This is a genomic window from Protofrankia sp. Cr2 (assembly GCF_963555885.1).
Taxonomy (GTDB): Bacteria; Actinomycetota; Actinomycetes; order Frankiales; family Frankiaceae; genus Protofrankia.
Genome location: NZ_CAUVXG010000037.1, coordinates 23382 through 49614, shown reverse-complemented (window position 1 = coordinate 49614; position 26233 = coordinate 23382). Strand labels below are relative to the sequence as shown.

The 26233-nt window shown below is 65.4% G+C and carries 28 protein-coding genes and 1 pseudogene; 15 read left to right on the top strand and 14 right to left on the bottom strand.

What is annotated here, in order from left to right:
- Together U9978_RS16640 and U9978_RS24130 are read left to right on the top strand one after the other, a co-directional pair.
- A partial coding sequence (locus U9978_RS16640) for a hypothetical protein (protein WP_322762052.1) occupies nucleotides 1–229 on the top strand: 229 nt, incomplete at its 5' end.
- A gap of 502 nt (nucleotides 230–731) precedes the next feature.
- Nucleotides 732–935: pseudogene (locus tag U9978_RS24130) on the top strand (signal peptidase I); the annotation flags it as partial.
- On the opposite strand, the gene eda reads toward U9978_RS24130, so the two are convergent.
- The 5 genes from eda to U9978_RS16615 form a co-directional block, all read right to left on the bottom strand.
- Complete coding sequence (gene eda, locus U9978_RS16635) at nucleotides 919–1575, bottom strand: bifunctional 4-hydroxy-2-oxoglutarate aldolase/2-dehydro-3-deoxy-phosphogluconate aldolase (protein ID WP_322762051.1); 657 nt, start codon at nucleotides 1573–1575, stop codon at nucleotides 919–921. The pseudogene U9978_RS24130 and the gene eda overlap by 17 nt on opposite strands.
- Entirely contained in the window at nucleotides 1572–3404 is a 1833-nt protein-coding gene (gene edd, locus U9978_RS16630; protein ID WP_322762050.1) for a phosphogluconate dehydratase, read from the bottom strand. Before edd ends, eda begins: the two co-directional genes overlap by 4 nt.
- Nucleotides 3401–4813 carry a glucose-6-phosphate dehydrogenase gene (gene zwf / locus U9978_RS16625; protein ID WP_416211010.1) on the bottom strand — a complete coding sequence of 471 codons (1413 nt, stop codon included), beginning with the start codon at nucleotides 4811–4813 and terminating at the stop codon, nucleotides 3401–3403. Before zwf ends, edd begins: the two co-directional genes overlap by 4 nt.
- Before the next feature lie 77 nt (nucleotides 4814–4890).
- A complete protein-coding gene (locus U9978_RS16620) occupies nucleotides 4891–5250 on the bottom strand; it encodes a hypothetical protein (protein WP_322762048.1) in 360 nt (119 codons plus the stop codon).
- Between the two features lie 127 nt (nucleotides 5251–5377).
- Complete coding sequence (locus U9978_RS16615; RefSeq protein ID WP_322762047.1) at nucleotides 5378–6919, bottom strand: hypothetical protein; 1542 nt, start codon at nucleotides 6917–6919, stop codon at nucleotides 5378–5380.
- 229 nt (nucleotides 6920–7148) lie between these two features.
- Here U9978_RS16615 and U9978_RS16610 point away from each other — a divergent pair, with 229 nt between their 5' ends.
- From U9978_RS16610 to U9978_RS16585, 6 genes are all read left to right on the top strand, one after another.
- Nucleotides 7149–8369 (top strand): LacI family DNA-binding transcriptional regulator, encoded by a 1221-nt coding sequence (locus U9978_RS16610; protein ID WP_322762046.1) that lies wholly within the window; start codon nucleotides 7149–7151, stop codon nucleotides 8367–8369.
- Between the two features lie 119 nt (nucleotides 8370–8488).
- Entirely contained in the window at nucleotides 8489–9814 is a 1326-nt protein-coding gene (locus U9978_RS16605; protein WP_322762045.1) for a sugar ABC transporter substrate-binding protein, read from the top strand.
- A 146-nt stretch (nucleotides 9815–9960) separates the two neighbouring features.
- Nucleotides 9961–10926, top strand: coding sequence for a sugar ABC transporter permease (locus tag U9978_RS16600; RefSeq protein WP_322762044.1), 966 nt, complete (start codon nucleotides 9961–9963; stop codon nucleotides 10924–10926).
- Nucleotides 10926–11870 (top strand): carbohydrate ABC transporter permease, encoded by a 945-nt coding sequence (locus U9978_RS16595; protein ID WP_322762043.1) that lies wholly within the window; start codon nucleotides 10926–10928, stop codon nucleotides 11868–11870. Before U9978_RS16600 ends, U9978_RS16595 begins: the two co-directional genes overlap by 1 nt.
- Nucleotides 11871–11872: 2 nt before the next feature.
- On the top strand, nucleotides 11873–12970 hold the full coding sequence (locus U9978_RS16590) for an ABC transporter ATP-binding protein (RefSeq protein ID WP_322762042.1): 1098 nt from the start codon (nucleotides 11873–11875) through the stop codon (nucleotides 12968–12970).
- Nucleotides 12971–13062: 92 nt separating this feature from the next.
- Entirely contained in the window at nucleotides 13063–13377 is a 315-nt protein-coding gene (locus tag U9978_RS16585) for a DUF397 domain-containing protein (RefSeq protein ID WP_322762041.1), read from the top strand.
- Between the two features lie 317 nt (nucleotides 13378–13694).
- Here the strand turns inward: U9978_RS16585 and U9978_RS24125 are convergent, their stop codons facing one another.
- The 4 genes from U9978_RS24125 to U9978_RS16565 all read right to left on the bottom strand — a co-directional run bounded on the left by U9978_RS24125 (nucleotide 13695) and on the right by U9978_RS16565 (nucleotide 14910).
- A complete protein-coding gene (locus tag U9978_RS24125) occupies nucleotides 13695–13892 on the bottom strand; it encodes a hypothetical protein (protein ID WP_416211009.1) in 198 nt (65 codons plus the stop codon).
- 150 nt (nucleotides 13893–14042) lie between these two features.
- Nucleotides 14043–14198 carry an integrase core domain-containing protein gene (locus U9978_RS16575; RefSeq protein ID WP_322762053.1) on the bottom strand — a complete coding sequence of 52 codons (156 nt, stop codon included), beginning with the start codon at nucleotides 14196–14198 and terminating at the stop codon, nucleotides 14043–14045.
- Nucleotides 14199–14284: 86 nt separating this feature from the next.
- Complete coding sequence (locus U9978_RS16570) at nucleotides 14285–14677, bottom strand: type II toxin-antitoxin system VapC family toxin (RefSeq protein WP_322762039.1); 393 nt, start codon at nucleotides 14675–14677, stop codon at nucleotides 14285–14287.
- Nucleotides 14674–14910 (bottom strand): FitA-like ribbon-helix-helix domain-containing protein, encoded by a 237-nt coding sequence (locus U9978_RS16565; RefSeq protein WP_322762038.1) that lies wholly within the window; start codon nucleotides 14908–14910, stop codon nucleotides 14674–14676. The genes U9978_RS16570 and U9978_RS16565 overlap by 4 nt, the downstream gene beginning before the upstream one ends.
- Nucleotides 14911–15165: 255 nt before the next feature.
- Between U9978_RS16565 and U9978_RS16560 the strand changes: the two genes are divergently transcribed.
- Nucleotides 15166–16326, top strand: coding sequence for an epoxide hydrolase (locus U9978_RS16560; protein WP_322762037.1), 1161 nt, complete (start codon nucleotides 15166–15168; stop codon nucleotides 16324–16326).
- A 187-nt stretch (nucleotides 16327–16513) separates the two neighbouring features.
- Here U9978_RS16560 and U9978_RS16555 read toward each other — a convergent pair whose 3' ends face one another.
- The gene (locus tag U9978_RS16555) at nucleotides 16514–17623 is read right to left on the bottom strand and encodes a hypothetical protein (RefSeq protein ID WP_322762036.1); all 1110 of its coding nucleotides are present in this window, start codon (nucleotides 17621–17623) and stop codon (nucleotides 16514–16516) included.
- Nucleotide 17624: 1 nt separating this feature from the next.
- Nucleotides 17625–18524: a site-specific DNA-methyltransferase gene (locus tag U9978_RS16550; protein ID WP_322762035.1), complete on the bottom strand. Its 900-nt coding sequence runs from the start codon at nucleotides 18522–18524 to the stop codon at nucleotides 17625–17627.
- Nucleotides 18525–18719: 195 nt separating this feature from the next.
- Between U9978_RS16550 and U9978_RS16545 the strand changes: the two genes are divergently transcribed.
- Nucleotides 18720–18881, top strand: a complete 162-nt coding sequence (locus tag U9978_RS16545; RefSeq protein WP_322762034.1) for an AbrB/MazE/SpoVT family DNA-binding domain-containing protein — start codon at nucleotides 18720–18722, stop codon at nucleotides 18879–18881.
- A 253-nt stretch (nucleotides 18882–19134) separates the two neighbouring features.
- Here the strand turns inward: U9978_RS16545 and U9978_RS16540 are convergent, their stop codons facing one another.
- Nucleotides 19135–19869, bottom strand: a complete 735-nt coding sequence (locus U9978_RS16540; protein ID WP_322762033.1) for an enoyl-CoA hydratase-related protein — start codon at nucleotides 19867–19869, stop codon at nucleotides 19135–19137.
- A gap of 109 nt (nucleotides 19870–19978) precedes the next feature.
- Nucleotides 19979–20803 carry an SDR family oxidoreductase gene (locus U9978_RS16535; protein ID WP_322762032.1) on the bottom strand — a complete coding sequence of 275 codons (825 nt, stop codon included), beginning with the start codon at nucleotides 20801–20803 and terminating at the stop codon, nucleotides 19979–19981.
- Nucleotides 20804–21071: 268 nt separating this feature from the next.
- Between U9978_RS16535 and U9978_RS16530 the strand changes: the two genes are divergently transcribed.
- Nucleotides 21072–21668 (top strand): TetR/AcrR family transcriptional regulator, encoded by a 597-nt coding sequence (locus U9978_RS16530; RefSeq protein WP_322762031.1) that lies wholly within the window; start codon nucleotides 21072–21074, stop codon nucleotides 21666–21668.
- Between the two features lie 34 nt (nucleotides 21669–21702).
- Here U9978_RS16530 and U9978_RS16525 read toward each other — a convergent pair whose 3' ends face one another.
- Nucleotides 21703–22512, bottom strand: coding sequence for an enoyl-CoA hydratase/isomerase family protein (locus U9978_RS16525; protein ID WP_322762030.1), 810 nt, complete (start codon nucleotides 22510–22512; stop codon nucleotides 21703–21705).
- A 216-nt stretch (nucleotides 22513–22728) separates the two neighbouring features.
- On the opposite strand from U9978_RS16525, the gene U9978_RS16520 reads away from it, so the two are divergent.
- The 4 genes from U9978_RS16520 to U9978_RS16505 form a co-directional block, all read left to right on the top strand.
- Nucleotides 22729–24417 (top strand): N-acyl-D-amino-acid deacylase family protein, encoded by a 1689-nt coding sequence (locus tag U9978_RS16520; protein ID WP_322762029.1) that lies wholly within the window; start codon nucleotides 22729–22731, stop codon nucleotides 24415–24417.
- Nucleotides 24418–24548: 131 nt separating this feature from the next.
- Nucleotides 24549–25592, top strand: coding sequence for an aldo/keto reductase (locus tag U9978_RS16515; RefSeq protein WP_322762028.1), 1044 nt, complete (start codon nucleotides 24549–24551; stop codon nucleotides 25590–25592).
- A 127-nt stretch (nucleotides 25593–25719) separates the two neighbouring features.
- Nucleotides 25720–25950 (top strand): hypothetical protein, encoded by a 231-nt coding sequence (locus U9978_RS16510; RefSeq protein WP_322762027.1) that lies wholly within the window; start codon nucleotides 25720–25722, stop codon nucleotides 25948–25950.
- Between the two features lie 37 nt (nucleotides 25951–25987).
- Nucleotides 25988–26233, top strand: a 246-nt coding sequence (locus U9978_RS16505) for a hypothetical protein (protein ID WP_322762026.1), incomplete at its 3' end; no start/stop codon positions are given.

The following is a 26233-nucleotide window of genomic DNA, read 5'->3' as shown; positions in this document are numbered from 1 at the left end:
GGGGGTGGTGCGCCTGTGGGACACGGCCTGCGGCAACCAGGTAGCCACTCTGATGGGATTTGTTGAGGGATGGGCTGTCCTGGTTCCAGATGGCTCATACAAAGTCGCCGGCGATCCCACCAAGGCCACCTGGTGGATGATCAAAAATGTCCGTTTTGAGGCTGGAGAGCTAGACAGCCATCTCTCGTCGATCCGACGGCTGTCCGACGATGTCCCGCTGCCATCGTGACATCACGGTGGCAGCCGCTCCGTGCCAACGTCCAGGTCACCGTCCGGACCGAGGCTGTGGAGCTCCACATGGTGCGGGCTGGCCGTCGGCGGTGCCGGCAGTGTTGATCTTCGTCGGGTGGGTACCGTCGGCCAGTGAGCGCGCCGGTGGCGGGGACGTCGGTGGTACAAGGCGTCGACCAGCTCCGGCGGAAACGTCTTCGTCAACGCCTCTACCGACACCCGGGCTGGTAGTCAGCCCGCGGGCGACAGCCCCTCCGCCCGGTCATGCGCCACGCCATAACCCTGCAAGACGACGATCATTTACTGTAAGGAATTGGGGATTGGTCTGACTCGGTTCGTAATTTCTTGTGCCACAGTACAGCCGGGTCGCTTACGTTAGCAACGATCCGAACCACTCGAGCCTTTACGGACTGCGGCCGGCGGGCGTAACTTCCGTCCTGTTGTAGCCAAGTCTATTTCGCGACGACAGTCCGTGTACCACACCGTTCACTGTCACGGTCCCACCTGGCAGCGTCTGGGTGATGGGGGACTACCGCTCCGATTCACTCGACTCCCGCTACCACCCCGACGTCAACCACGGGCCGCACCCATGGATGACATCGTCGGACCGGTCGTTGCGATCGTCGGTCCCCTGGACCGGATCAGAACTCCCTGACTCTCCAAAGCCGGCCCTTCGCACTGCGGCGGTCACAGGTGGACCGTGACGTCGGGGGTCGATAGCGATGCGGCGGCACGGGCAAGGTTGCTGATCCGGGTCCAATCGCCTGCCGCGACCGCATCGGGCGGGGTCAACCAGGACCCGCCGACGCAGCCGACGTTAGGCAGGGCCAGGTAGTCCTGTGCTGTGGCGATGGTGATACCGCCGGTAGGGCAGAATCGGATCTGTGGAAGCGGTCCTGCCACTGCCTTCAGGTAGGCGACTCCGCCCGCAGCTTCAGCGGGGAAGAATTTCATCTCTGTCCGTCCACGGTCGAGTACACCGAGCATCTCGGATGCGGTGGCAACGCCGGGAAGATACGGCAGGCCGCTGGCGTCCATCGTGTCGAGCAACCGAGCGGTACAACCGGGGCTGACCAGGAAGCGCGCCCCGGCATCGACGGCCTGCTTCACCTGATCAACCGTGATGACGGTGCCCGCGCCGACCAGAGCCTCGGGTACCTCTGCCGCGATCTTTTTGATCGATTGGAGGGCCGTCTCGGTACGCAGCGTCACCTCGATGATGGGCAGGCCCCCGGTGACGAGGGCGCGGGCGAGGAGTACCGCGGTCTGGATGTCGTTCAGAACAACTACGGGAACCACCGGTGCGACGTCGAACAGTGATAGCGGTTGCGTGATTGTGGTCATGCTGTCACCGTCATGATGGTGGCCCCGTGGTCGGCCGGGCCGACGGCCCGACGCATGGCGGCGAACAGTTCGCGCCCGGTGCCCACCCAGGCGTCATCGCCAGGCGGCCCGCCGCTTGGCTCACGATCGTCGAGATCGATGCCGAGTATGTCGAGCGTGCCGGCTGTGGCGTCCAGTCTGATGACGTCGCCGTCGCATACCCGGGCGAGTGGTCCGCCTGCGGCCGCCTCTGGCGTGAGGTGGATCGCGGTCGGTATCTTGCCGGAGGCACCGGACATTCTGCCGTCAGTGACGAGAGCGACCCGGTGCCCGCGGTCTTGTAGGACGCCGAGGGCTGGGATGAGTTTGTGCAGTTCGGGCATGCCGTTGGCCCGCGGGCCCTGGTAGCGCACGACTGCCACGAAATCACGATCGAGTTCGCCGGCCTGGAATGCGGCGAGGAAGTCCGCCTGGTCGTCGAATACTCTTGCCGGCGCCTGGACAACGTGGTGCTCGGGGCGTACCGCAGACGTCTTCACTACTGCTCGACCGAGACGGCCGGTCACCATACGCAACCCGCCGTCCGGCGCGAACGGGTCGGCAACCGGGCGGAGCACGTCTGTATCGAGACTCTTCCTTACTCCGTCCCTCCACAGGAGTCCGCGCTCGGTCAGGACCGGTTCCTGGCGGTAACGGTTGAGGTCGGCGCCTGTGACAGTGCGGACGTTTCCGTGCAGCAGACCTGCGTCCAGCAGCTCGCCGATGAGGAAGGCGGTGCCTCCGGCTGCGTGGAAGTGATTCACGTCGGCGGAGCCGTTCGGGTAGATCCTGGCTAGCAGCGGTACCACGGCCGACAATTCGGCGAAGTCGTCCCAGGTGAGTCTTATCCCGGCGGCGGCTGCGATGGCGACCAGGTGAATCGTGTGGTTGGTGGATCCGCCGGTGGCGAGTAGACCGACGATGCTGTTGACCATCGCGCGTTCGTCGATGATTTCGCCAATGGGTGTGTATGTGTCGCCGAGAGCGGTCAACCGGGTTACCTGACGCCCGGCGGCTGCGGTGAGTGCCTCGCGCAGCGTCGTCCCGGGGTTGACAAAGCTCGCGCCCGGCAGATGTAGACCCATGATCTCCATGAGCATCTGATTCGTGTTGGCTGTTCCGTAGAAGGTGCAGGTGCCTGCGCCGTGGTAAGAGGCGGTTTCCGCATCCAGCAGGTCGTCGCGGTCGACCTTGCCCTCGGCGTACAGCTGGCGGACGCGACTTTTTTCCGTATTGGACAGCCCGGAGGTCATCGGCCCGGCCGGAACGAGCACGACGGGCAGGTGACCGAAGGACAGCGCACCGATGATCAGCCCGGGAACAATCTTGTCGCAGACCCCGAGTAACAGTGCACCGTCGAACATGTCGTGTGCAAGCGCGACCGCCGTGGACATCGCCACCAAGTCCCGGCTGAACAACGACAGTTGCATGCCTGTACGGCCCTGGGTGATGCCATCGCACATCGCGGGCACGGCGCCCGCAAACTGCGCAACGCCGCCGGCGTCATGTACCGCTCGTTTGAGTAGCGCCGGGTAAGTTTCAAACGGTTGGTGCGCGGAGAGCATGTCGTTGTATGCGGAAACGATGGCGATATCGGGCTTGGCTACACCGCGCAGCGCCAGCTTGTCAGCCGGTGCGCATGCGGCGAAACCGTGCGCGAGATTGGCGCAGCCAAGCCCCCCGCGCATGGGATGCTCCTGGGCCGCGGCGCGGATGCGGGCAAGATACGCCGCGCGGGATGCCGCGCTGCGAACGATGATCCGTTCGGTTACCTCCGCCACGACTGGATACAGAGACGTGCTCCCGCTCACTCGGACACCTCCTCATGCCAGGTCCGTCCATCGCGTTCGATCAGTGCGACCGCCGCCGCCGGTCCCATGGTGCCGGCGGCATACCGCCTGGGTGGCTCGACCGATACCGCCAGGCTGGCCAGCACAGGCTCCAACCACGTCCATGCGGCCTCGACCTCGTCACGTCGCATGAACAAGGTCGGGTTGCCACGGATGACATCCATGAGCAGCCGCTCATAGGCATCAGGAAATCGGAACTTGAATGTCTCGGCGAAACTGAGATTGAGGTTCACCGAACGCAGGCGCAGGCCGCCCGGTCCAGGTTCCTTCGCCATCAGATGCAGGCGTACGCCCTCGTCGGGCTGTAGACGTAGCACGAGGCAGTTGGGGGTGATGGTGTTTTCCTCGACACCTGGAAAGATTGAATGTGGTACTGGCCGGAACTGCACCACGATCTCCGATGCATGCCGGTCCAGCCGCTTTCCGGTTCTCAGGTAGAAGGGCACGCCGGACCAGCGCCAGTTCTGCACCTCGGCTTTCATTGCCACGAACGTCTCCGTGTTACTCGCGACCCCGTCCAGCTCGTCACGGTAGGAAGGCACTGCGACCCCGTCGACGACGCCCGTCGTGTATTGCCCGCGGACGATGTATCGCCCTGTTTCGCCCGCAAGGGGGCGCAATGCCTTGAGTACCTTCAGCTTCTCGTCACGGACGGCCTCCCGATCCAGCGAGGTGGGAGGTTCCATGGCCACCAGGCACAGCAGTTGCAGCAGATGGTTCTGCACCATGTCACGCAGGGCGCCGGCGCTGTCGTAGTAGCTCCCGCGTCCACCTACACCGATCGATTCCGCGACCGTGATCTGTACGTGGTCGATCGAACCGGAGTTCCACAGCGGCTCGAACAGCGAGTTGGCGAACCGGAGCACGAGCAGGTTCTGCACGGTCTCCTTGCCGAGGTAGTGGTCGATCCGGAAGATCTGTTCCTCGTCGAAGACCGCCCCGACCTCATCGTTGATCCGACGCGCAGATTCAAGATCGTTACCTATCGGTTTCTCCAGTACGACCCTGGATTGCCCGATCACCAACCCGCGCTCCCGCAGGCCGAAGCAGATCGGCCCGAACAGCCGGGGGGCACAGGCCAGATAGAACACCCGGACCCGGTTCTCCCTGTCCGCTGACAGTGCCTGCAGGCCATCCCACGTGCTGTGATCACCAGCGTCGATAGTCACGTGGTGCAGGCGCTGAAGGAACCGTGCACGGATATCCGCTTCGTGTACCGCATCCGGAACGAACCGGCGGAGCTCCGAGTCCGCCTTGTCGCGGTATCCGGCATCGTCGATCCCTGCTCGTGACACGGCGATCACACGAGAGTCGGGGGTGAGTTGTCCGTCCCGGTCGCGGTGGTACAGCGCTGGCAGCAGTTTGCGCATCGCGAGGTCACCGGTGCCACCGAAGACGACGACATCACAGTCGGCGACTGGTGCACGGTGCGACCCGGCCTCGCCCTTCACCGCACGGTCCCGGGCGGCGGCGAGAGGCGTCCGAAAACGGTGAGGGCAGCCTGGATGTCGGCATCCCTGCCCATGCGACCGGAGACCCGTAGGCCCTGACCGCAGGCCCAGGCTGTTCGTGTGCACCAGGGCTGGTCCGGTCGGTCGGGTCCGATATCGGACCGGCTGGCGAGGCGGATACAGACGAACGCGGCCAGGATCCCGATGATGGCGGGTTGTTCTTCGGGGGAATCTTTTGCGAGGCGTTCCAACGCGTAGATTTCGCCCAGTCGGATGTCCAGTGCGGCGATATTGAGCTGATGAAACGTATTGGCATAACGCTCGGTGAACTGCCGGCCGGGTTCCCCCGTGTTCACAGGACGATCGTATCGTCGGTTCTCGTCCATCTTCTCCACCTCGATCAATAGATGATCTTTGCTGGGTGATGTGAATTCTGTTTCGGATATTTTGACGGCGGCTGTGGAAAGATACGGGGGCGGGTTGTCAGAGCGCGGAGACGTCATCCCGGTGGTGGCGTGCTTCGGGCAGCTCCCACACGTAGACAGGCAGTACCCGGCCGTCAGCGCTGGCTCGTACCCGGCCTGTGCCCCGGGCGTACGCGGTGGTGCTGAGGACGAGACGATCGTCGGCATAGACTTCGAGGAACTCGCCGACGGCCAGTATCCGCAGATGTTGCGGCACCCTTCGAACTCCAGGCGGCGGGGCCACCTGCGTCGGTTCGCCCGGTTGGCCGGCGGACTGTTGCACGTGCACGCGGCCAATCCCGGCTGGGCATGCATCGGAGTCGCCGATTCCTGCTGGTATGGATGCGCCCGTACCAGCAGCCTCCGGAGACCAATCCTGGGAAGGATCGTAAAACCCGACGCAGCGGTCTGGAAGGTTGTCCGCAACCAGTGGTGCGCCGAGTGGTTCGTCCTGGAGGACCGGGCCGCCGGCGTAACCGATCCGTATCCGTCCGGCGCGTGCATGGACGTCCAGCATCATGACATCCGCACCGTCACCGTCCGGGCAGATCGTCACGGTGACGCTTCTCGCCTCGGTGGGGACGTCAACCTCGATGATTGCGTCCTTGGTGAGTCCTGTATCTGCCGGTTTGACCTCATGGGCGGCGGGTGGCCACCAGGCCAGGACGGGCACGCCGTCGGTGTCGAGGCGGAGGCGTTTCGGCTGGGCGATCATGCCGCGGACCAGGTCGCCGTGGTCGTTGAGCCCGACCCGTCGCTGCACGGTGTGCAGGACGAGCCGTTCGCCGTCCGCCTGGATGACGCGGGGCGCGTAGACGCCGGGTGGGGCCAGCCGGCCGCGCCGGACCCATGGTCCGAGCAGGGTGTCTGATTCGTATACGTCCACGGAGTGGTCGGTGGAGACGCAGACCAGCATCATCCAGCGGTTGTCGAGCCGTTCGACCACCGGGCACTCCAGTTCGGAGTGCGTCCCGCCTGGCACGACCGGTGGCAGCACGGTCCAGTGCAGCAGGTCGGATGAGACGGCCGCCGCGATGCAACCGCCGACCGAGGCCGCGAGGTTGGTTTCGCGTGCGGCGATGAACATCACCCATTGGTCATGGTCGGGGTCGCGGACGACGAACGGGTCTCGCCAGGCCTGGTAGCTGTCGGTGCGGTACCAGTGTGGGTCGGCGATGCAGACGGGGTCGGTGCTGACTCGGTGCCAGCCGGTGCCGTCGTGTCGGGTTGAGCGGGCGAGTCCGACGGCCTGGGTGGCCGGGTGGGGGTGGGCGGATACGCCTGTGTAGAGCATGGCGAGTCCGCCGTCGGGGTGGTCGACGATGCTCATCGTCCAGATCGCGCCGTCATCGAAGTGCCCGGGGCGGGCGATGCCGAAGGTCGGGCCGAGTGGTTCCCAGTGCAGCAGGTCGGTGGAGTGGGCGTGGCCGTAGCTGGTTTCGTGCACGGACGCGTCGAAGGGCACCACGGGTGGCCCTTGGAGGTGTAGAAGGTGCCAGCCGTCGTCGGTGGTGAGCACGGCGAAGTCGTTGAGGACGAGACCTGGTGGTGCGTAGCGCACGTGCCCTCCACGGTACACAGATGATGACAGTAGGTGCGGGCGGCTGGCGGGTGGTGGTGCCCGCGGTGGACCTTTTCTGTGATACCCCTCATATCGGCGGCCTGCAAGCGCTTGCAGAACCTGTGGAGTCGGCGTACCGTTCCTGATCATCGTGATCTGGGTCACGTGGGAGTAGGTCGGGCGATCGGGTTCCGGCGGGCGTGTCGGTGGACGGAGTGAGGAGCTCGGGATGAGTGGCAGCATCGAGGAGGTGGCCGCGCTGGCGGGCGTGTCCACGGCGACGGTCTCGCGGGCTCTGCGCGGACTGCCCAACGTCGCCGAGAGCACGCGGATCCGGGTCGTGGAGGCCGCCGCCCAGCTGCTGTATGTGGCCTCACCGCAGGCGTCTCGGCTGGCCAGTGGCCGCACCGGCACCGTCGGAGTGGTGGTGCCGTATGTGACCCGATGGTTTTTCGCCCAGATCATCAGCGGCACCGAGGCGGTGTTGCGGGCGGCTGGCCTGGACCTGCTGCTCTACAACCTCGGGGATGACGCGGGCCGGGCGCGGTTCTTCGACGCGGTGCCGCTGCGCAAGCGGGTCGATGCGGTGCTCGTGCTGTGTTTACCGCTGACCCCGATGGAGATCGAGGTCTTGCAAGCGCTTAACGTCCCGGTGGTTGTCGTCGGTGCGGCGGTGCCCGGCTTCGCCGGCGTGCGGATCGATGACGTTGCCGGTGCGACCGTGGCGGTACGACACCTGATCAATCTTGGTCATCGGCGGATCGGGCTGATCTCCGGCGGGGCGACGGGTGAGGGTTCAGCTGACCGTGAGCCGATGCGTTTCACCGCTCCCACGGACCGTCGGCGCGGCTACCGCCAGGCCCTCAGGTCGGCGGGGATCCCGTTGGACCCGGGGTTGGAGGCGGCCGGGCATTTCACCGTGCGTGGGGGCGAGCAGGCTATGGCAGAGCTGCTGTCCGCGCAGGCGCCTCCCACGGCGGTGTTCGCTGAGAGCGACGAGATGGCGATGGGGGCGTTGCGGACCCTGCGTCGTGCCGGGCTGCGTGTCCCGGACGACATGTCGGTGGTCGGTTTCGACGGGCACGACATGGCGGAGTTGTTCGACCTCACCACGATTGTTCAGCCCGTGGTCCGCCAGGGCGCGATCGCCGCGCAGCTGTTGCTCAGCCTCCTGCGCCACGAGCATCCGGCATCCACCGGTGCCTCTGGTGACGACGGTGGCGGCGGTAGCACTGCTTGGGACATGGGCGGTTCGGTAGACGACGATGCGGCCGGGGAATCTGTTTCCGCCGATACCCGGGTGGATCCGGCTGTGCCGATATCGATTGTGGTACCGACCCGCATGCATGTCCGTGGCACCACCTGCCCTCCCCGCGGCTGGGGCGACGACGTTTCGCCCAGCGTGTCACACCTGGCACGCCCAGTACCACCGGATGTTCCGGTGATGTAAGAGCGCCCCTATTGCCGGTCGCTCCTAAAGGTTCCGGCCCCAGCTCTCTCGTGCCGGAGCCGTTTGGCTGCCCTTGGCCCAGGCCGGCCTGTATCGAATCGAGACAAGGAGTTCGCGTAATGCGAAGCAGAACAACCGTCAGTGGAGTCCTCGCTGCTGCCTGCCTTGCGCTGGTGGCCTGCGGAGGTGGTTCGGATACGTCCCAAGCCGCGGGTACGGCGAGCACATGCAACGGGAAGATCGACGGTAAGCGGACGGTGTCCGTCTGGTTCCACACCGGTCAGGGCGATGAGCGCACGGCGTTCGAGCATGCGGTGAACGCGTTCAACGCCAAGCAGTCCGACGTCGTCGTCAAGCCGACGTTCATCCCGGAGGGGAACTACAACGACCAGGTGAAGGCCGCCGCCGCATCGGGCTCGTTACCGGATATCCTCGATTTCGACGGTCCGAACCTCTACAACTATGCCTGGAATGGCAACCTGCAACCGCTTGACACGTGCGTGCCGCAGCAGCTGCGGGCCGATCTGTTGCCCACCATCATCAAACAGGGTATTTACAACACGAAGCTGTATGGGGTGGGGACCGCCGAGTCCGGGCTGGGCCTGTATGTGCGGAAATCGGCGTTCACGAAGGCCGGGGTTCGTATTCCGACGTCCACGGCCGACGCGTGGACCGCGGCGGAGTTCACCGATGCGTTGGCGAAGCTGCGGGCGGCTGGCTTCACCAAGCCGCTCGACCTTCAGATCAACCAGGATCAGGGAGAATGGTACGCGTACGGATTCGCTCCGATCATTGAGTCGGCCGGTGCTGATGTGATCAGCCGGGCGAATTTTGACACAGCTGAAGGGGTCATCAACAGTTCGGCGTCCGTGGCTGCGTTGACCGTCATGCAGGGCTGGTTCAAGAACGAGTACGTCGACGCCAACACCGACGACGCGGCCTTTACCGCAGGCCGGGCGGTGGTTTCCTGGGTCGGTCACTGGAAGTACGCCGGCTATTCCAAGAAGTGGGGTGACGACCTGGCGATCGTTCCCCTGCCGAACTTCGGTACCGGTGTGCGGACCGGTGAGGGCAGCTGGCAGTGGGGGATCACCAAGCACACGGCGGACGCCGACGCCGCGTGGGCGTTCATCAGCTCCCTGTTCGAGGAGACCTACCAGAAGCAGGTTGCGGCCAACGGTGCGATCCCCGCGTCCAAGCCGGTCCTGAACAAGATCCCGCAGTTCGCTGCTGGTGGCCCGGAGCGGCTCTACGTCGACCAGCTTGATTCCGGTGCCGCGTTGCCGCGACCGGCCACGCCGGCCTATCCGACCATCTCGCTCGCCTTCAACAAGGTGATCGCGACTGTGCGCAGTGGCGGGAACGTCCAGGCCGCTCTGGACCAGGCCGCGAAGAGCATTGATCAGGATATCAAGGACAACGACGGCTACCCGCCGAAGAGTTAGAGCGCCCGGTAACAGGGGCGTGGATCGTGGTCCCGGGCCTCGGTCCGGGACCACGATCGCCGGAGCCCGCGGACAGGCAACCGGACAGACTGACAGACAACCGGACAGACAACCGGACAGACAGACAGACAGGAGGCGAACGTCTCGTGCCTACTGAGGCCCTGCTGGCACGGTCCCGGCCGAATGCGCGTGACGGCCCGACCCGCTGGTTCGGTTACCGCCGACGGCATACCTTCCAGCCGGCGGAACAGACGGTCGGCTGGCTGTTCAGTGGACCGGCCGTCGTTCTGCTGACCTTGTTCATCGTCGTGCCGTTCCTGCTGGCGGTGGGATTGTCCTTCACCAACCAGAGGCTCATCTCACCGCTTCCAGTGCGGCTCGTGGGGATGGAGAACTACCGGCGTATCTTCGCCGACCCGGTGTTCCAGCGATCGCTGGTCAACAATGCCGTCTTCACCGTTGTGGTCGTGCCGGTGCAGACGGTATTAGCCCTGTGGCTCGCCGTCCTGGTGAACCAGAGGATTCGTTTCATATCGCTTTTCCGAACCGCCTATTTCGCACCGGTTGTGATGATTATGGCGGTCGCGGCGACAATCTGGAAGCTGCTGTACGATCCTGATATCGGCATCATTGACGGTGTGCTTCGCGCGGTTACCGGCGGCCACCTGAGCCCCGGTTGGCTGCGCAGCAGCGCACTGGCGCTGATCGCCGTCATCTTCATGTCGATCTGGCAGGGTGTGGGTTTTCAGATGGTGGTCCTGCTGGCCGGGCTGCAGGACGTCGACCGGGAACTGTACGAAGCGGCGGAGATCGACGGTGCGAACCAGTGGCAACAGTTCCGCCACATCACCGTTCCGGGATTGCGCAACCAGCTCGTGTTCGTCGCGACCGTGACCACGATCCTGTCGTTCCGGCTGTTCGATCAGGTGTACGTCATGACCCGTGGCGGGCCGCTCGACGCCACCCAGACGATGATGACCCGCCTGGTCGATGTCGGTTTCAACCAGCAGGCGATCGCCCGCGGTTCGGCCATCGCGGTCGTGTTCTTCCTCATCGTCTGCGTCGTCACGCTGGTGCAGCGTCTGCTGCTACGCGAGAGAGAAGCGGACTGATGGCGACACTGCAGGCCCACAACCCGGGGCCCAATGCGCGCCCGCAGCCCGACGCAGCCGCCGCCACGGTGAACCCGACGGCGGACGAGGGCCGGGCCACGCCACCTCCGGGCCGGGGATTCCCCTGGCGGTCCCTGCGTCGTTACGTGCCGCTCGTGCTACTCGCGGTGTTCTTCGTGTTCCCGTTCCTGTTCATGGTCGTCGGCGCATTCAAACCCGATGACCGCGTACTCGCCGACGGTGCCGGCTGGAAGGCGTTCGTGCCGTTCGGGGCATCGCTGGACAACTTCACCGACGCGTTCAGCCGCGCGGAGTTCGGCCGCCTGTTCCTCAACTCGGTGCTGATAACAACCTGTATCGTGCTCGGCGGCCTTGTGGTCAACAGCCTGGCCGGTTACGCGCTCGCCCGGATGCGGTTCCGCGGTCGAAAGATCCTGCTCGGTATGGTCGTCACTCTCGCGATCATTCCCTTTCAGGCCATCGCGATCCCGTTGTTGTTCATGATGGCCCGCATCGAATGGCTCGACACCTACCGGGTCCAGATCATTCCGTTCCTCGCAAATCCTTTCTTCATCTATCTCTTCTACTCGTTCTTCCTCGGTATCCCGCGGGAACTGGAGGAAGCGGCCCGGGTCGACGGCGCCGGACCGGTCACCATCTTCACCCGAGTGATCGTCCCGATTGCCCGGCCGGTCTACGCGACCGTGGCGATCCTGTCGTTTCTGTTCAGCTGGGGCGAACTGCTGTGGCCGGTGCTCGTCACCCGCGGATCGACGGTACGACCGCTGTCGCAGGGCATGGCCGTCTTCCAGACCCAGCCGCCGATCCAGTGGGGCGACATCATGGCGTTCGCGACCATGACGACCCTGCCGATACTGATTCTTTTCCTCGTCTTCCAGCGTGCGTTCGTCCAGGGTGTTTCCCGTACCGGCCTCAAGGGGTGACCATGGCTTCCGTTGTCTTCGACCATGCCACGCACAGCTATGCCGGCGCCGGCGCAGCCCCTGCGGTGGACAGGCTCGACCTCCGTATCGACGACGGAGAATTCATGGTGCTGGTCGGGCCGTCCGGGTCGGGTAAGTCCACCGCACTGCGGATGCTCGCCGGTCTGGAAAGCGTCGACGCCGGAGCGATCCGGATCGGCAGCGACGACGTCACCGCATTGCCGCCTGCCCGCCGTGACATCGCCATGGTGTTCCAGAACTATGCGCTGTATCCCCACATGGACGTCGCGGCGAACATGGGTTTCGCGTTGAAGATCGCGGGTATGGCGAAACCGGAACGCGACCGGCGGGTCCGTGAGGCCGCACGCCTGCTCGACCTGGAGCCCTACCTGGCCCGCAAACCCAGGAATCTGTCTGGTGGGCAACGGCAGCGGGTCGCGATGGGCCGGGCCATCGTGCGCGAACCGCGGGTCTTCCTCATGGACGAGCCGCTGTCGAACCTCGACGCGAAACTGCGTGTCCAGACCCGGAGCCAGATCGCGGAACTGACCGCACGGCTGGGCGTCACCACCGTGTACGTCACCCACGACCAGGTCGAGGCGATGACCATGGGCGATCGGGTGGCGGTGCTCCGCGACGGCGTCCTTCAGCAGGTAGCAACGCCCCGGCAGCTTTACAACAGTCCGGCCAACGTGTTCGTCGCCGGATTCATCGGTTCCCCGGCCATGAACCTGCACACCGTGCCGCTGGTGGGCCGCTGCGCCGTCCTCGGTGGGCTGCAGGTGGAACTGCCGGCCGCCGCCCTGGCCGCGGCGGCGGCCGAGCAGCTCACCCACGTACGAGTCGGCATCCGACCGGAATCGTTCGCGCCGGTCGAACAGGTGGCCGGCGGCACTGTCACCGGCCGGGTCGAGCTGGTCGAGGATCTCGGTTCGGACACCTACATCCATGTCGCGGTCGACCTGCCTGACGGCCCGGCCGGGTTCGTCGTCCGGGCCGACGGACGGATCCAGATCCACCGCAACGAGTCGCTACGACTGTCCGTCGACCCGGCTGAGGTGCACTTTTTCGACCCGACGACCGGCAGCCGACTCGGGTGACAAGCGTGATCTGTCAGCTCCCACCAACCTTGGGCCACCGACGAGAACAACAACCCGCCGCCGGCATGACCCAGCTGAAGGAGGAAGAACACATGTCCACTCCGACAACCACCCCGACAACCACCCCGACGGCCACAGCGTCGGTCACCATGCCGGATCTCGCGAACATCGACCTGGGTGAACTCTCGTGGCGGAAGTCGAGCTACAGCAACGGTGCCGGTGGCATGTGCGTCCAGGCCGCATGGCTGGACGACGGCACGGTTCTCGTCCGTAACCTGAGGATGTCTGCAGAAGTGGCTGTCGCCTTCTCTGCGGACGAGTGGACATGTTTCGTCAGGGGAGTGAAGGCCAACGAGTTCGATAGCTGGGTGGGGTCAAACGATCATAGCGACCTCACGCCGAGATGATCTCAGTAGCGTCGACAGACTGGATGGTGCCGACCTGGACGGGGTGGAGGGTCCTGAAATCGCCGTCCGCCCGGTCGCCACATGGGTCCCGACCAGGGACGATGCCCAGCGACCGCCGCAATAGGGACATCATCTACCGGATCGAACGTGCGTTCCGCAGGCCCGGTAGTTCCTGACACTTCCGTGGGCGCGCAGGTAGGTAGCGATGTCGTAGGCGGCCAGCGTGGGGCCGGATCTGCCGGAAGATGCGGGTGAGGTAGGCGTCGGTTTCCTCTGGTGAGGTTCCGCGTTTGTCGAGCAGCGCGGAGAACATCTGGTCAGCCTTCGGCCTTCTTGCGGGCGGCTTTCAGCGTCGCCCGGGTCTTGTCGGGGTTGATGTCGTAGAGGCCGAGACGCTCGGTGTCGGCGACCATGTCGGCGAAGGCGAGGTCGGCGGCGTTGCGTTGGCGTCGGCGGTACTCGAGGAGGTCGTCGAGTCGGACCTTGCGGTGGTGGCTGGGCTTCTCGAAAGGGATGGCGCCGTTCTCCAGCAGCCGAACCAGGGTGGTGCGGGAGATACGGAGCAGGAAGGTGTTGAGCCCGCACGATTACCCGGCGAACAAGATCGTGCGGTTTGCGCCCATATTGAGCGTCGCTACGACCGTTTGAACCCGCCCCTCGCCGAGTCAATCATCTCGGATGGCCGACGTGCCGGGTTCGGGTAGTGGGCCGATGCCAGCGCTGAGTGGCGTCTGTTGCCGGAGTGATCGGTGGGGTCGGTGATTGTTGTATTCATCGCCGTAGTCGGTGAGGACCGTGGTTGCGTGTCGTTTGCTGAGGATGAGGAACCGGAACTGTCCGGCCCATGCGGCTCACGGCCGGGATCGGGGTTTTGGAGCCCGACCGGGTGTACGGACCGGCATCGGGCCTACGGGGTCGCAAAGAGGCAGCGCGGTCCGGCGGCCTTCGTCAACCGGACGTCGAGTGTGGCCAGCTGTGCGTTCAGCGACTCGGCGAGCGCGACGTACCAACCGTCGTAGGCGGTGACATTCTCGCGCAGCTCCCACACCCTGGCGGCGAACGGTTCGTAGGCGAACAGCTCGACCCGCAGGCTCAGCAGGTCGGCGTAGGCCAGGGCTGCGGTGTCGGCTGAGATCTCGCTGGCCATGACGGCCCGGCGTAGCACATTGGCGACCTCCACCGGCATGAGATGAGGCGCGGCCAGGTCATCTGTTGCGAGCAGGTGATCCGCCCAGGTGCCGATCTCGCCGCTGTCGACGAGCGCCGCCACGACCAGGCTGGAGTCGATGACGAGGCTCATCGACGGTCGGCGTCGCGATGACCGAGGATCGACTCGACCGACAACCGGCTGCCGACGCGTTGCTTGCGGTCACGGACGCGGGCCAGCAGCACCTCCGCGTCCGGCCGGCGGGCGAGCTCGATCAGTGCAGAACGCACATACTCCTGCAGCGAGCGTCCGCTGAGCGCGGCCCGGGAGGCAAGCTCGTCGCGAGTCTCGTCAGGGACATCCCGGATGGTGATCGCAGTGACCATAGCAGCATTATGCTGCTAGCAGCAGCGCATAGCAAGCACGCGTGGCGTCGCGCTGACTACTGATCTATTCGCTTCGAGTTCGGTGAGTGCTTCGTCGGGATGTCCGGTGGCCGCGAGCGGCTGGGCGATAACGAAGCGGGATTCGACAATCTTGGCCCCTTCGTCATTAGTTGTACGATTTTTTATATCCTGGGAAGGACGGCTGCCGATGACCCACCGACCCCCACCGGCGTGACTCGCGAATGGACCCAGGTCATGACCCCACCAACGATCGAACCCTTCGATGTGCGTGTCACCACCGCCGAGATCGACGACCTCCGCGATCGGCTGGCCCGGACCCGGTGGCCCGACCAGATACCCGACACCGCGTGGGAGTACGGCACCGAACGTGACTTCCTGGTCGAGCTGTGCCGGTACTGGAAGGACGACTACGACTGGTCGGGCTTTCAGACCCGGGCCAACGCCTTTCCTCAGTTCACGACCGAGATCGACGGGCAGCGCATCCATTTCATTCATGCCCGCTCTCCTGAGCCGACGGCCCGGCCCCTGCTGTTGACCCACGGTTGGCCGGGCTCGGTGGCAGAGTTCTGGCAGGTGCTCGGCCCCCTGTCCGACCCGGCAAGCCACGGCGGTGATCCGGCCGACGCCTTCCACGTCGTCGCCCCGTCCCTGCCCGGCTACGGCTTCTCGGGTCCGACGACCGAGCGGGGATGGAACATCACCCGGGTTGCGGCCGCTTTCCTGGAGCTCATGACCCGCCTGGACTACGAGCGGTTCTTCGCGCAGGGAGGCGACTGGGGCAGCGCGGTCACCACCACGGTCGCCGGCCTGGCCCCCGAGCGGGTACGGGCCATCCACCTCAACCTGCTGCCGGCGCCGCCGCCGGACCGCAACGACCCAACCGCCGGCCTGGACGAAGCCGACCTGGCCATCCTGGCCCGAATGAAGCATTTCGCCGACCACGAGACCGCCTACCAGCGGATCCAGGCGACGAAGCCGCAGACGCTCGCCTACGGCCTCGCCGACTCGCCGGCCGGGCTCGCCGGTTGGATCGTGGAGAAGTTCCACGGGTGGAGCGACTGCGACGACAAGATCGAATCCCGCTTCAGTCGTGACCGGCTGGTCGACAACATCTCGATCTACTGGCTGACCGGGACGATCAACTCCTCGACCCGCCTCTACTACGAGTCGATCGGTCCCGGCCGGCACCACAGACCCCCGCCGATCACGGTCCCGCTCGGCCACGCCGCGTTCCCGGCCGAAATCATCCGGGCTCCTCGCAGCTGGTGCGAGGCGGCCTTCCCTACTCTGTGTCACTGGACGGATATGGCCCGGGGCGGCCACTTCGCAGCGATGGAGGAGCCCGAGCTGCTCGTCGATGACGTCCGTACATTCTTCCGCACCCAGCGGCTCTGAACGGGTCTGTTGCGTTGGCGAGGTCCGTCGTTTCGGCGTCCGGCGTCCGGCCAGACATGATCGAGGAATGCGTCGAGGCGCCGGCCGTCCGCGAGCTCCAAGGACTAGAATTGTCCGCCCCGACCTTGATCTGTCCAGATTGGCTTGGTCCTGTCCCTGCGGCTTGGGTTCTGGCAACAGTCCGTTACTACGCCGTTGCCGGTACTGCGCCGACGAGCGACGGAAACGGGGTCAGCGTCAGTATCTCGTGCAGCGTGGCCAGCGTGAATACTCGACCTTCGGTATCTCTCACGACTGGGCCGAGCGTGTCGTTCACGCGCGCCCAGCCCATACCGCCTAGAATTGCGATCAGCGGGATGCCACCGAGCCGCTTGGATTCCTCACGCAGGCGTTCGAAACGAAGCGCCTTGTCTCGGGCGGTCCCTCCATTATTTGTGCCCTTACACTCAAGAATCGCACGAAGTATCCCGGCTCCATCGAACACTACGAAGTCCGGCGCTGGTGTGACCTGAACCTCGAATCTTTGGGAAATCTCGCTTTGATTGTGAGACCCTGTTCTTATAAAGGGGATACTGTTTTCCGTGAAAAGAGTATCCACCGCGTCTTCAAGTAGGTCCCCCCGTTGAGTCGATGTAGCGTCAAGAATCTGTCGGAACGCTCCGCCGTAGTGCCTTTGGTGCAAGAAGAGCGCGAACGGTACTCCTTCATCGGAAAATTTTTGAACGGAAAGCCAACCGTCCTCGGTGTCTGGCTTCTCCTGCTTTCTTCTAAGGCCACCCCCAGGATCACCAAAAAGAGTACCATCGATGATCTGTGTAAGGGTTCGAGCGGCTAGTGACGCCTGCTCAGCGCTAGCCGAGGTGCCGCTTCTCTCCATTGAGTCGATCTTCCCGGCTGATAACGACTTTAGACCGAGCGGCTCACCTGCCAGGGCGGTTGAGTGGGAAAACTCCTCCCTGGTCAGGCCCATGATGGTACGAAAGATGAGCAGGGTTCGAGAGTCACCGGCAATCGCCTGAGCCAGGTGCGCTTGATCGATGACTCTGAATCCGCTGGTTGCCGAATAGGCCCTGTCGTAAACTTTCTGAAAATACTCGCGCGAGTAGAAGGGTGATTCATGGATATATGCAAAATCTGGCGCGAGGTGCGGTACATAAAGCTCACGGGCGATCTGAGCGAAAATCCGTCCATGCTCTCCGGTACCGTGACGCTGCGGTATCAGCCTGATTTGCGCTACTCGGCGGTCCAGTGATTCTGCATTGATGACACTGGATACGGTTTCCGAAGAGTCGACCATCTCAACCCACGTCGGACTGAAGTATGCCGGGTAGGTCCTCGGCAATATCATCGGCTATTCTTCGACGAGCTTCGTCAACGTATTCTTGATGGATTTCGAAGCCTCCTGATCGACGATCAAATCTACGTGCCACGACTACAGTGGTCCCGCTGCCAGCAAACGGATCGATGACGACACCGTCTTCTGGGCTTGCGGCACGAATAAAGAACTCGGCCAAGCCCTCCGGCATGGCTGCCGTATGGGCAACGCCCCGGTGCTGATTGTAGGTCTGGGGAACGCTTACAACGTTTCCTGGGTCGGCGCCGCCCAAGAGGTAGGTCTTCGTTCGGTCACGCCCGAAGCCGGCCTTCGTGCTTCTTCGTCCGAGCTGGTCCATACTTCGTCTGGCGATTTCTGCCATGTCCGCCTTGTAAGGAGTACGAATCTGGTTTATGTCAAAATAAGGCTTGGCTCCGCGCGCAAAATGATAAACGTACTCAAAGCTGTCCTTGGTCCTCGGACCAAACCGGCCCGGCACGGCGTTGGGCTTCGCCCAGATATACGTCTCGATCCAACGCCATCCCATCTCCTGCATCGCGAGAACGAGCTGATAGACGTACGGATGGCGTTGACCCTTGAACGGGCCACTGTTCGCGACCCTGTTCTTGATGTTGAGAATTAGGCTGCCCGTCTCAGCACAAGCATCGAACATCTCCCTGGCGAACGGCAAGAACCATTCTACATAGTTGTCCGGATGAATGCGGCTGTAGCTTCGGGCATCAGCGTATGGAGGACTCGTAAAAAACAGGTCGATGCTTTCCCGTGGAAGCGTGGGAAGCCATTCCAGAGCATCGCCGAGCGTGACACCTTCCGCAAGAACCTGATCAAGAATCTGCTGTGACGGAACGGAGCGGAGAGCCATGGCCGCATGCTAGCGGGAAGGTCCGACAGGTCCCGCGCTTCCCTCCTGGCCTCCTGCTCCGCCGTGTGTCCTGTGGGCGGAACCTCGTCGAGAGATGGGCGCGGGTGCAGGTCGCGACGCTCCGGGCGAGCACGGCCGGCAGGTCGCGCGCAGGCGGTCGCGCGGCGTGGCCGGCGCCGCGTCCTTGATATGGCAATGGAAGTAAAGCGACGGCCCGGTGTCACCCGGGTCTCCCGCAAGCATCAGGTCACCCTGCCCGTCGAGGTGCTTCGGGATGCGGGCCTTGCTCCCGGTGACGAACTCCGGGTGACCGCCGACGGGCGCGGCAGGCTGGCTGGGCGGTGCTCGCTGCACTGATCCGACACCTCCCGGCAAGACTGCGGGCGCACCGGCCGGTCACCCCCGGCGCCAGCGTGCCAGGCCCTGTGCCGGAATGGGCACGACCGAGCGGGCGGTGGCGGTGGTGGTGGATGGAGATTTGTCGGAGGTCAAGAAGGCCGGTATGCGGAAGGGCTAGGGCATGTCCGCGATCGTCCCCCCGATGCACGGGCGATCATTGTTGATATGTCTCAGTCGGCCGCGGCTCACGCGAAAACCCGCCCTCCTTTGCTCAGTGATTTCGCCGGAGGGTGGTGTCGGCCGAGGCGCGCCACGTACGTAGGTGTTCCTTCCCCGCACCGAGGGTGTGTTCCGTTGTATGGCCGACTGCCTCATTCATGCCCCGGCGCAGCATCCCGACGAGCCGGGCGTCGTGCATACAGATCGTGCGCGCGACCTCAGCGCTGCGGTCAAGCAGCTCTGCCGGGGATGTGATTTCGGCGACGAGCCCCGCGCGGAGCGCAGCCACGGCATCGAGGCGAAGTCCGCCGAGGGTCATCGCTTTCGCGGTCCGCAGGCCCACGGCTTCTACCAGATAGGCGGGTAGCCCTCCTCCTGGGTACGCGCCCACCCGAGCGTGGGTATCGAAGAAAACCGCATTTTCAGCTGCGATGATCCAGTCGCACGCGAGCGCAAGCTCCAAGCCGCCTGTGACCGCGGGCCCGTTGACTGCGGCAATGATCGGTTTTGGGGTCTGCCCAATTGAGTGCAGCAGAGCGGTCACTGTTGTGCGATCGGCGTTCGCTTCGGCGTACGCGGCGAAGTCGAGTCCGGCGCAGAAGGCTGACCCCGCCCCGGTAACGACGCATGCGCCGAGTGAGTCATCGTGGGCGAGATCGGCGAGCGCATCGGCGAACGCGGACACCAGGTCCGGACTGAGCGCATTACGTTGGGGCGAACGGTTCATCGTCACGGTCAGGACGCCGGCGTCCTTTGTGGCCAAGAGTGGGTCCTGCGCTGAGGTCATACGAGCACTCCGTCCGTGAACAGTGTTTTGCCTGCTGTGGTTGCGGCCTGGGCGATGAGGAGATCCGCTGTGTGCCCGTGGCCGCAGCGGGGTACGTCCACCGTGCCGGTCACCTGTTCCACCGTCCCCCGAGGGCATCGAGCAAAGCGGCCGAAAAGACTGCTCCCGCGCTGCGAGCGCGGTCGACGGCGACGGCGGTCGCGGTCACACCGCGGCTGGCGTCGCTGCACAGGAACGCCAAAGCGTCGACAATCGAGTCCATGTCAGTACCCTGGACGGCGTCGGGGAGCGTCTCCGCGGTGGGTACCGGACGATGGGTCGCCGCCGCGACCTCGCTCAACGCTCGCGCGGATTGCTTGGTCATCGCCCCACCGATGACGACCGTGTTCACCCGGATGCCGTCTTCGAGGTACTCGACCGCGAGGCACCGCGTGAGATGGTCCAGGGCGGCCTTCGAGATCGCATAGACCACCTGGGTTGCCATCGCCTGGGTGCCCACGCATGAGGAGACGTTGACGATCGCGCCGCCGCCCGCGGTCCTCATGTGTTTCACCGCCGCCTGTGAACAGAAGAAGGCGCTGCGCAGATTCAGCGCCACACTCTCGTCGAACTGGGCAGGCGTCACATCGACGGTGGGGACGTACGTCGGCGTCCCTGAGCCCCCGACGTTGTTGACGAGGGCGTCGACGCGGCCGTGCGCGGTGATCGCGGTGTCGATGAAACGCGTGCACTCGTCGGGCCGCGTCACGTCACCGGTTACAAAAATCATGGAGTGGCCCTCGGCGCGGAGGGCGGCGGCGACCTGTTCTCCACGGTCACTGCGACGCCCCACGCCGACCACCAGAGCGCCTTGCCGGGCGAAACTGCGGGCGGCCGCTCGACCAATCCCCGTGGTTACTCCCGTTACCGCGATCACTTTTCCGTCAAGGGCCATTTCAGTAATGCTCCAGCGTCGATGGGAAGGGTGACTCCGGTCACGAACCGCGAAGCGTCCGAGGCGAGCCGGCGGACCGCTTCAGATATGTCAGACGCATCGACATGGGTGACCGGCATTGCATGCATCGCTTGAAAGCCCTCGAGCGCGTCTTCACGCTGTGGCTCGGGCAGGTCTGGTCGGAACAGCTTGTACACTGAGGCACGGGCGGCGACTGGCCGCGTTGTGGACTCGGCTTTGTTCCATCTAGCAGCGATCGAGGGAAAAGGTGGGTGATCGGTCCGCTCCGGCCCGCGGACGTCCACGGAGCGAAGCTGCTCACCGGCGGATACTCCAGGCTGCGGTCGAGGAAATTGCGGAGGTCGGCGTCGACGCATTCAGCGTCGCGAACTGCGCCCGGCGGGCACACGTCAGCAAGGGGACGATCTACCTCCGGTGGCCCAACGCGCATGAGCTCATGGTGGACGCTCTGGCCTCGGTGGCGACCTGGCCGCGGGTGGCCGACCTCGGTGGGCTGCGCGCCGAGTTGGAGGCGGTCGCCGGAGCTATCGCGGACCGTGACTGGTGGCACGATTTGCAAATGCTGATGCGCTTTGTCGGGGAAGCGGAACGCCACCCCAGGCTCTTCCAGGAATACGAACAGCGCACGGTAGTTGTTGGAGTGTGCAATGTGAGGGAAGTGTTCGACCGCGCCATCGCGCGGGGTGAGCTTCCTCCCGAGGTCGACCCGGGCGCTCTCGCGCTTGCGTTCGTGGGGGGGATTATGATCGGTCAGGAGCTTCTCCAGACGTCGGGGCACGAATTGCCGACTTCGCCAGCGGCGATCATCGCCACTGTTATGGCGCTTGCGGTGAAGACGTACTGATACTGCGGGGAGAGACAGCATCGGGCGCACCGAATCACCGATTGTTGAATGTTGGGTTCCGGCGCTCAAGAAACGCAGCCATAGCATCGCGTGAATCGTGTGTCTGGACAGCGAGGATCTGCGCCCGATCCTCGCGTTCCACCGCCGCGGCGAGGTCACCGGCTTGGTTGGGCCAGAACACGGATTTGGTACTGCGGACCGCGAACGGTGCGTGCGAGGTGATCTGTGCCGCCTTGGCGATGGCGACGTCCAGCAGGGCACCGTCCGGGACGACCTCGGTGACGATGCCGCGGCGCTCGGCCTCGTCGGCTGTGACGATCCGGTTGGTCAGCATGATGTCCAGGGCGGCCGAGGTGCCGGTCAGGCGAGGCAGTAGCCAACTGATGCCGCATTCGCCGGCGCCGAGTCCCATCCGGATTGCACCGACCCGGAAGACGGCGCTGGTCGCCGCGATGCGGATATCGGCCGCGAGCGCGAGACCGAGTCCAGCGCCCACGGCCGGGCCGTTCACCGCCGCGATAACCGGTTGCGGCAGGGCTCGAAGTTTGAGGGCGAGGCCGCTGGTACGTTGCTGGGCGGCGAACCGAACGGGGATGTCGAGGTCCTTGCGGTCTCTCGCGCCGGCGACGTCCGACCCGGCGCAGAATCCGCGACCTTCGCCCGTAATGATGACCACGTCGATGTCAGTGCGGGTGTGCACTTTATCCAACGCCGCGTGCAGGTCGTTGATCAGCGGCCAGGTCAGGGCGTTCAGTCGGTGTGCACGCCGCAGAGTGATCAGGACGGTCCGGGGAGCGATCTCCTCGACCGTGACGTCGTGGTCGGCTTCGGGTGTCGTGCTCATCCGATGACTCCGGTCAGCTGGCCCCATTGGCTCGTCGCGTCGAACACCGACGTACGAGGCGACGTATCCGTCTCCCGATCGCTCATTCCGCCTCCGAAGCGCGCTACCAAGGAAACTTCGCGAATTACTGTACCGTCACGGTACAGTAATCTTCGTCCCGGTGCCTCCACTGCGGGACGTCGACGTCAGGCTCACGGCACCTATCGGAGGATGCAAATGAGCGACATCCTGGTACGGGGCGGCACGCTCGTGGACGGGACCGGCGCGGCGGCCCGCACCGCCGACGTCCGGGTCCGCGGCGGCGTCATCACCGAGGTCGGCCCGGCCCTGCGGCCCGACGGCGAGCGGGTCATAGACGCGGCCGGAGCGGTGGTCGCCCCCGGTTTCATCGACGCGCACACCCACTTCGACCCGGCGCTGTACTGGGACCCGATGTGCGACCCGATGCCCCAGCACGGCGTCACCACGGTCCTGACCGGCAACTGCTCGCTGTCGCTGGCCCCGGTCCGCCCGGCCGACCGGGCGAAGCTGGCGTCCCTGTTCTGCTACGTCGAGGACCTCCCGGAGACGGTGTTCGCCGAGTCCGTGCCCTGGGACTGGGAGTCCTACGAGGATTACCTGAGCTCCACCGAGACCCGCGGCGGCTTCGGACTCAACGTGGCCAATCTGGTCGGGCACAGCATGCTGCGCCAGTACGTCCTCGGCGATCAGGCCTGGGACCGGCCGGCGAGCGAGGATGAGCGAGCCCGCATCGCGGCGTTGTTGGACCAGGCTCTCGCCGCCGGCGCGGCCGGGATGTCGACATCCCTCGGCTACGACGAGGACCGCGACAAGCGGCCGGTGCCGAGCCGGAAGGCCGACGACGCCGAGTTCGCCGCGCTCGCCGACGTGCTGGCCGCCCGCGGACGGTTCATGACCTTCATCCCCGACCAGGGCCGGCGGATGCGCGACGACGTCGAGCGGATGGCCGCCCTGTTCGGCCCACGCGGCGTCATGCAGTCCTGGATCGGGATCTTCCACACCTCCGACCGGCCAGCGTGGGCGCGCGAGATGCTCGACTTCGCAGCCAGTGTCCAGGCCCGGGGCGTCCCCTCCTATCCCCAGGTGAGCCCCCGGACGTACGACATCAACGTGAACTGGGCCGGCGGGATGTCCTGGATGGGCCTGCGCGAGACCTGGCACCCGATGGTCCAGGCGCCCGCGGACGCCAAGGAGCGGATGTTGCGGGACCCGCAGTGGCGGGCGCAGGCGCGCGAGGAGTGGGACCGGGTGAAGCGCACCCCGATCCCGCACCGGTATCCGGAGCGAATGCGGCTGGTGTCCGTCACCCGGGCGGAGAACCAGACGTGGGTGGGAGCCACCCTCGCCGACCTGGTCGCCGCCCGCGCCGGCCATCCCTCCGACGTGCTGGCCGACTGGCTGCTGGACAACGACTGTCGCCCCGGCATCGTCGGTGTGGGCGTGTCGAACGCAGACCCGGACGGCGTGGCGGAGACCCTGGTTCATCCTGCGTCGATCATTGCGAACAGCGACGCGGGCGCGCATCTGACGATGATGTGCGCGATCGGTGACACCACGTTGACGCTCACCCGGCACGTCCGCGACCGTGGCGACCTCACGCTCGAGGCGGCGGTGCACGAGATGACCGGGCGGCTCGCCGGCCTGTTCGGGTTCGCCGGCCGGGGGGTCGTCCGCGAGGGCGCAGCGGGTGACCTGGTCGTCTTCGCCCTCGACGAGCTCGACTGGCAGCAGGACGTCTTCGTGTCCGACCTGCCGACGGGGGCGTCGAGGCTGCGCCGGCCCGCCGGGGGCTACCGGGCGACCGTGGTGGCAGGCACCGTCGTCCAGGAGCACGGCACGCTGACCGGAGCGCGACCCGGCGCGCTGCTGCGCGCCGGTCGGTGACGCAACCGGCCGGCCGCGTGGCACGGTGACGCTCAGATGGCGGCGACGGCGGTGACCGTGCTGCGCTGGGCTTCCTGAGCGAGGTGTTTGCTGGAGTCGGAACCAGAGTGAGTACGGAGGATGAGTCACAGGTGGAATATCGAAAGCTCGGACGCACCGGCGTCGAGGTCAGCAGTCAGTGTCTTGGGTCCATGATGTTCGGCGCACTCGGGAACTCAGACCACGACGACTGCGTACGGATCATCGACCGGGCGCTGGAGTCCGGTATCAACTTCATCGACACGGCGGACGTGTATTCCCACGGCGAAAGCGAGCAGATCGTCGGCCGGGCCATCAAGGGCCGGCGGGACGAAGTGGTCCTCGCCACCAAGTGCTTCAACTCCATGGGTACCGACCGCAACCAGCGGGGCGGCTCGCGGCGGTGGATCATCCGGGCCGTCGAGGACAGCCTGCGGCGGCTCGACACGGACCACATCGACCTCTTCCAGGTGCACCGCCATGACTGGGACACCGACCTCGAGGAGACCCTCGCGGCGCTGAGCGACCTCGTCCGGGACGGGAAGGTCCGGTATCTGGGCTCGTCCTCGTTCCCGGCGGACTGGATCGTCGAGGCGCAATGGGCCGCCCGGCGCCGCAACAGCGAGCGGTTCGCGTGCGAGCAGCCGCAGTACTCGATCTTTGCCCGCTCGGCGGAGGACGCGGTGCTGCCGGCCTGTCAGCGTCACGCGATGGGCGTGATCCCGTGGAGTCCGCTCGCGGGTGGCTGGCTGACGGGGAAGTACCGGCGCGGCGAGGAGGCGCCGGCCGGGTCGAGGTACGCCCCTGGGGGAGCCTTCGCCGCACGGGGCGGCCGCAGCGTGGCGGACGACCGGAACTCACCCGTCCGCTTCGACGCGGTCGACCAGCTCAGCGGTATCGCCGCTGCGGCTGGGCTGTCGCTGACGCACCTCTCGCTCGCGTTCGTCGCCAGTCATCCCGCGGTGACCTCGACCATCATCGGACCGAAGACGATGGAGCAACTTGAGGATGCGCTGGGTGCGGCCGACGTTCGGCTCGAGAGCGGGACGCTCGACGCGATCGACGCTGTGGTGCGGCCCGGCACCGACATCGCCGGCATCGTCCATCTGACGGGCAATCCGTCCTTGCGCCCCGAGCACCGCCGCCGAACGGCTTAAGCGCGCCCGGCAACAGGGGCGTGGATGAAGGAGCGGGGCCGGGTACGATACCGGCCGCGCTCCGCCCCGATGCCCGTCCTCCGCACGTTCGTCCTGTGTGTGGGTTACGTGATCCCTTGAGCTAGCGGTGTCGTGGCCGCTGGTGTGGGGAGTGTTCGGGCTGGCACGTTCTGGAGCTGTGCAGGCCGCCGCTGTGCTGGACTACGGGCCCCCGAGTGCTGAGAAGATCCTCGGTGCGCTGCCCGTCCTGCGTCATGTCCTCAGCCGCCTCGATCTGGCCGCCACGATCGAGGCGGCTCTGCCCGATCCGTGGGGACGCCGCCGACGACATCGATGCGACAGACCCTGTTCCCGGTGACGCGGAGTAGTCGGTAAGGGTGAGATAGCGCCCATCATTGGACAGGCTGAGCTGCCCTTCAGAGGATGCGGACCCGCTCAACGTAAGGGGACGATTACCCCCGCTCGCGGCCGTCGGCAACGCAATCGGCGTCCCGGTCACGCCCGTCGACAACATCGGTATGATAGAGACCGCGGAAGTCCCGGACGTTGTCCCGTTTACCGACACCACGTCGATCACATCCGGCGTCGCCGCCGAGGCGAAAACCGTGGGTCCCACGCCGCTCAACAGCGTCCCGGCCAGC

Excerpts from the sequence above, each read along its gene's own strand:
- eda (WP_322762051.1), bottom strand. The coding sequence starts at position 1,575 with ATGACCACAATCACGCAACCGCTATCACTGTTCGACGTCGCACCGGTG.
- zwf (WP_416211010.1), bottom strand. The coding sequence starts at position 4,813 with ATGCGCAAACTGCTGCCAGCGCTGTACCACCGCGACCGGGACGGACAA.
- U9978_RS16610 (WP_322762046.1), top strand. The coding sequence starts at position 7,149 with ATGAGTGGCAGCATCGAGGAGGTGGCCGCGCTGGCGGGCGTGTCCACG.
- U9978_RS16605 (WP_322762045.1), top strand. The coding sequence starts at position 8,489 with ATGCGAAGCAGAACAACCGTCAGTGGAGTCCTCGCTGCTGCCTGCCTT.
- U9978_RS16595 (WP_322762043.1), top strand. The coding sequence starts at position 10,926 with ATGGCGACACTGCAGGCCCACAACCCGGGGCCCAATGCGCGCCCGCAG.
- U9978_RS16590 (WP_322762042.1), top strand. The coding sequence starts at position 11,873 with ATGGCTTCCGTTGTCTTCGACCATGCCACGCACAGCTATGCCGGCGCC.
- U9978_RS16585 (WP_322762041.1), top strand. The coding sequence starts at position 13,063 with ATGTCCACTCCGACAACCACCCCGACAACCACCCCGACGGCCACAGCG.
- U9978_RS16570 (WP_322762039.1), bottom strand. The coding sequence starts at position 14,677 with ATGAGCCTCGTCATCGACTCCAGCCTGGTCGTGGCGGCGCTCGTCGAC.
- U9978_RS16565 (WP_322762038.1), bottom strand. The coding sequence starts at position 14,910 with ATGGTCACTGCGATCACCATCCGGGATGTCCCTGACGAGACTCGCGAC.
- U9978_RS16560 (WP_322762037.1), top strand. The coding sequence starts at position 15,166 with ATGACCCCACCAACGATCGAACCCTTCGATGTGCGTGTCACCACCGCC.
- U9978_RS16555 (WP_322762036.1), bottom strand. The coding sequence starts at position 17,623 with ATGGTCGACTCTTCGGAAACCGTATCCAGTGTCATCAATGCAGAATCA.
- U9978_RS16550 (WP_322762035.1), bottom strand. The coding sequence starts at position 18,524 with ATGGCTCTCCGCTCCGTTCCGTCACAGCAGATTCTTGATCAGGTTCTT.
- U9978_RS16545 (WP_322762034.1), top strand. The coding sequence starts at position 18,720 with ATGGAAGTAAAGCGACGGCCCGGTGTCACCCGGGTCTCCCGCAAGCAT.
- U9978_RS16540 (WP_322762033.1), bottom strand. The coding sequence starts at position 19,869 with ATGACCTCAGCGCAGGACCCACTCTTGGCCACAAAGGACGCCGGCGTC.
- U9978_RS16535 (WP_322762032.1), bottom strand. The coding sequence starts at position 20,803 with ATGGCCCTTGACGGAAAAGTGATCGCGGTAACGGGAGTAACCACGGGG.
- U9978_RS16525 (WP_322762030.1), bottom strand. The coding sequence starts at position 22,512 with ATGAGCACGACACCCGAAGCCGACCACGACGTCACGGTCGAGGAGATC.
- U9978_RS16520 (WP_322762029.1), top strand. The coding sequence starts at position 22,729 with ATGAGCGACATCCTGGTACGGGGCGGCACGCTCGTGGACGGGACCGGC.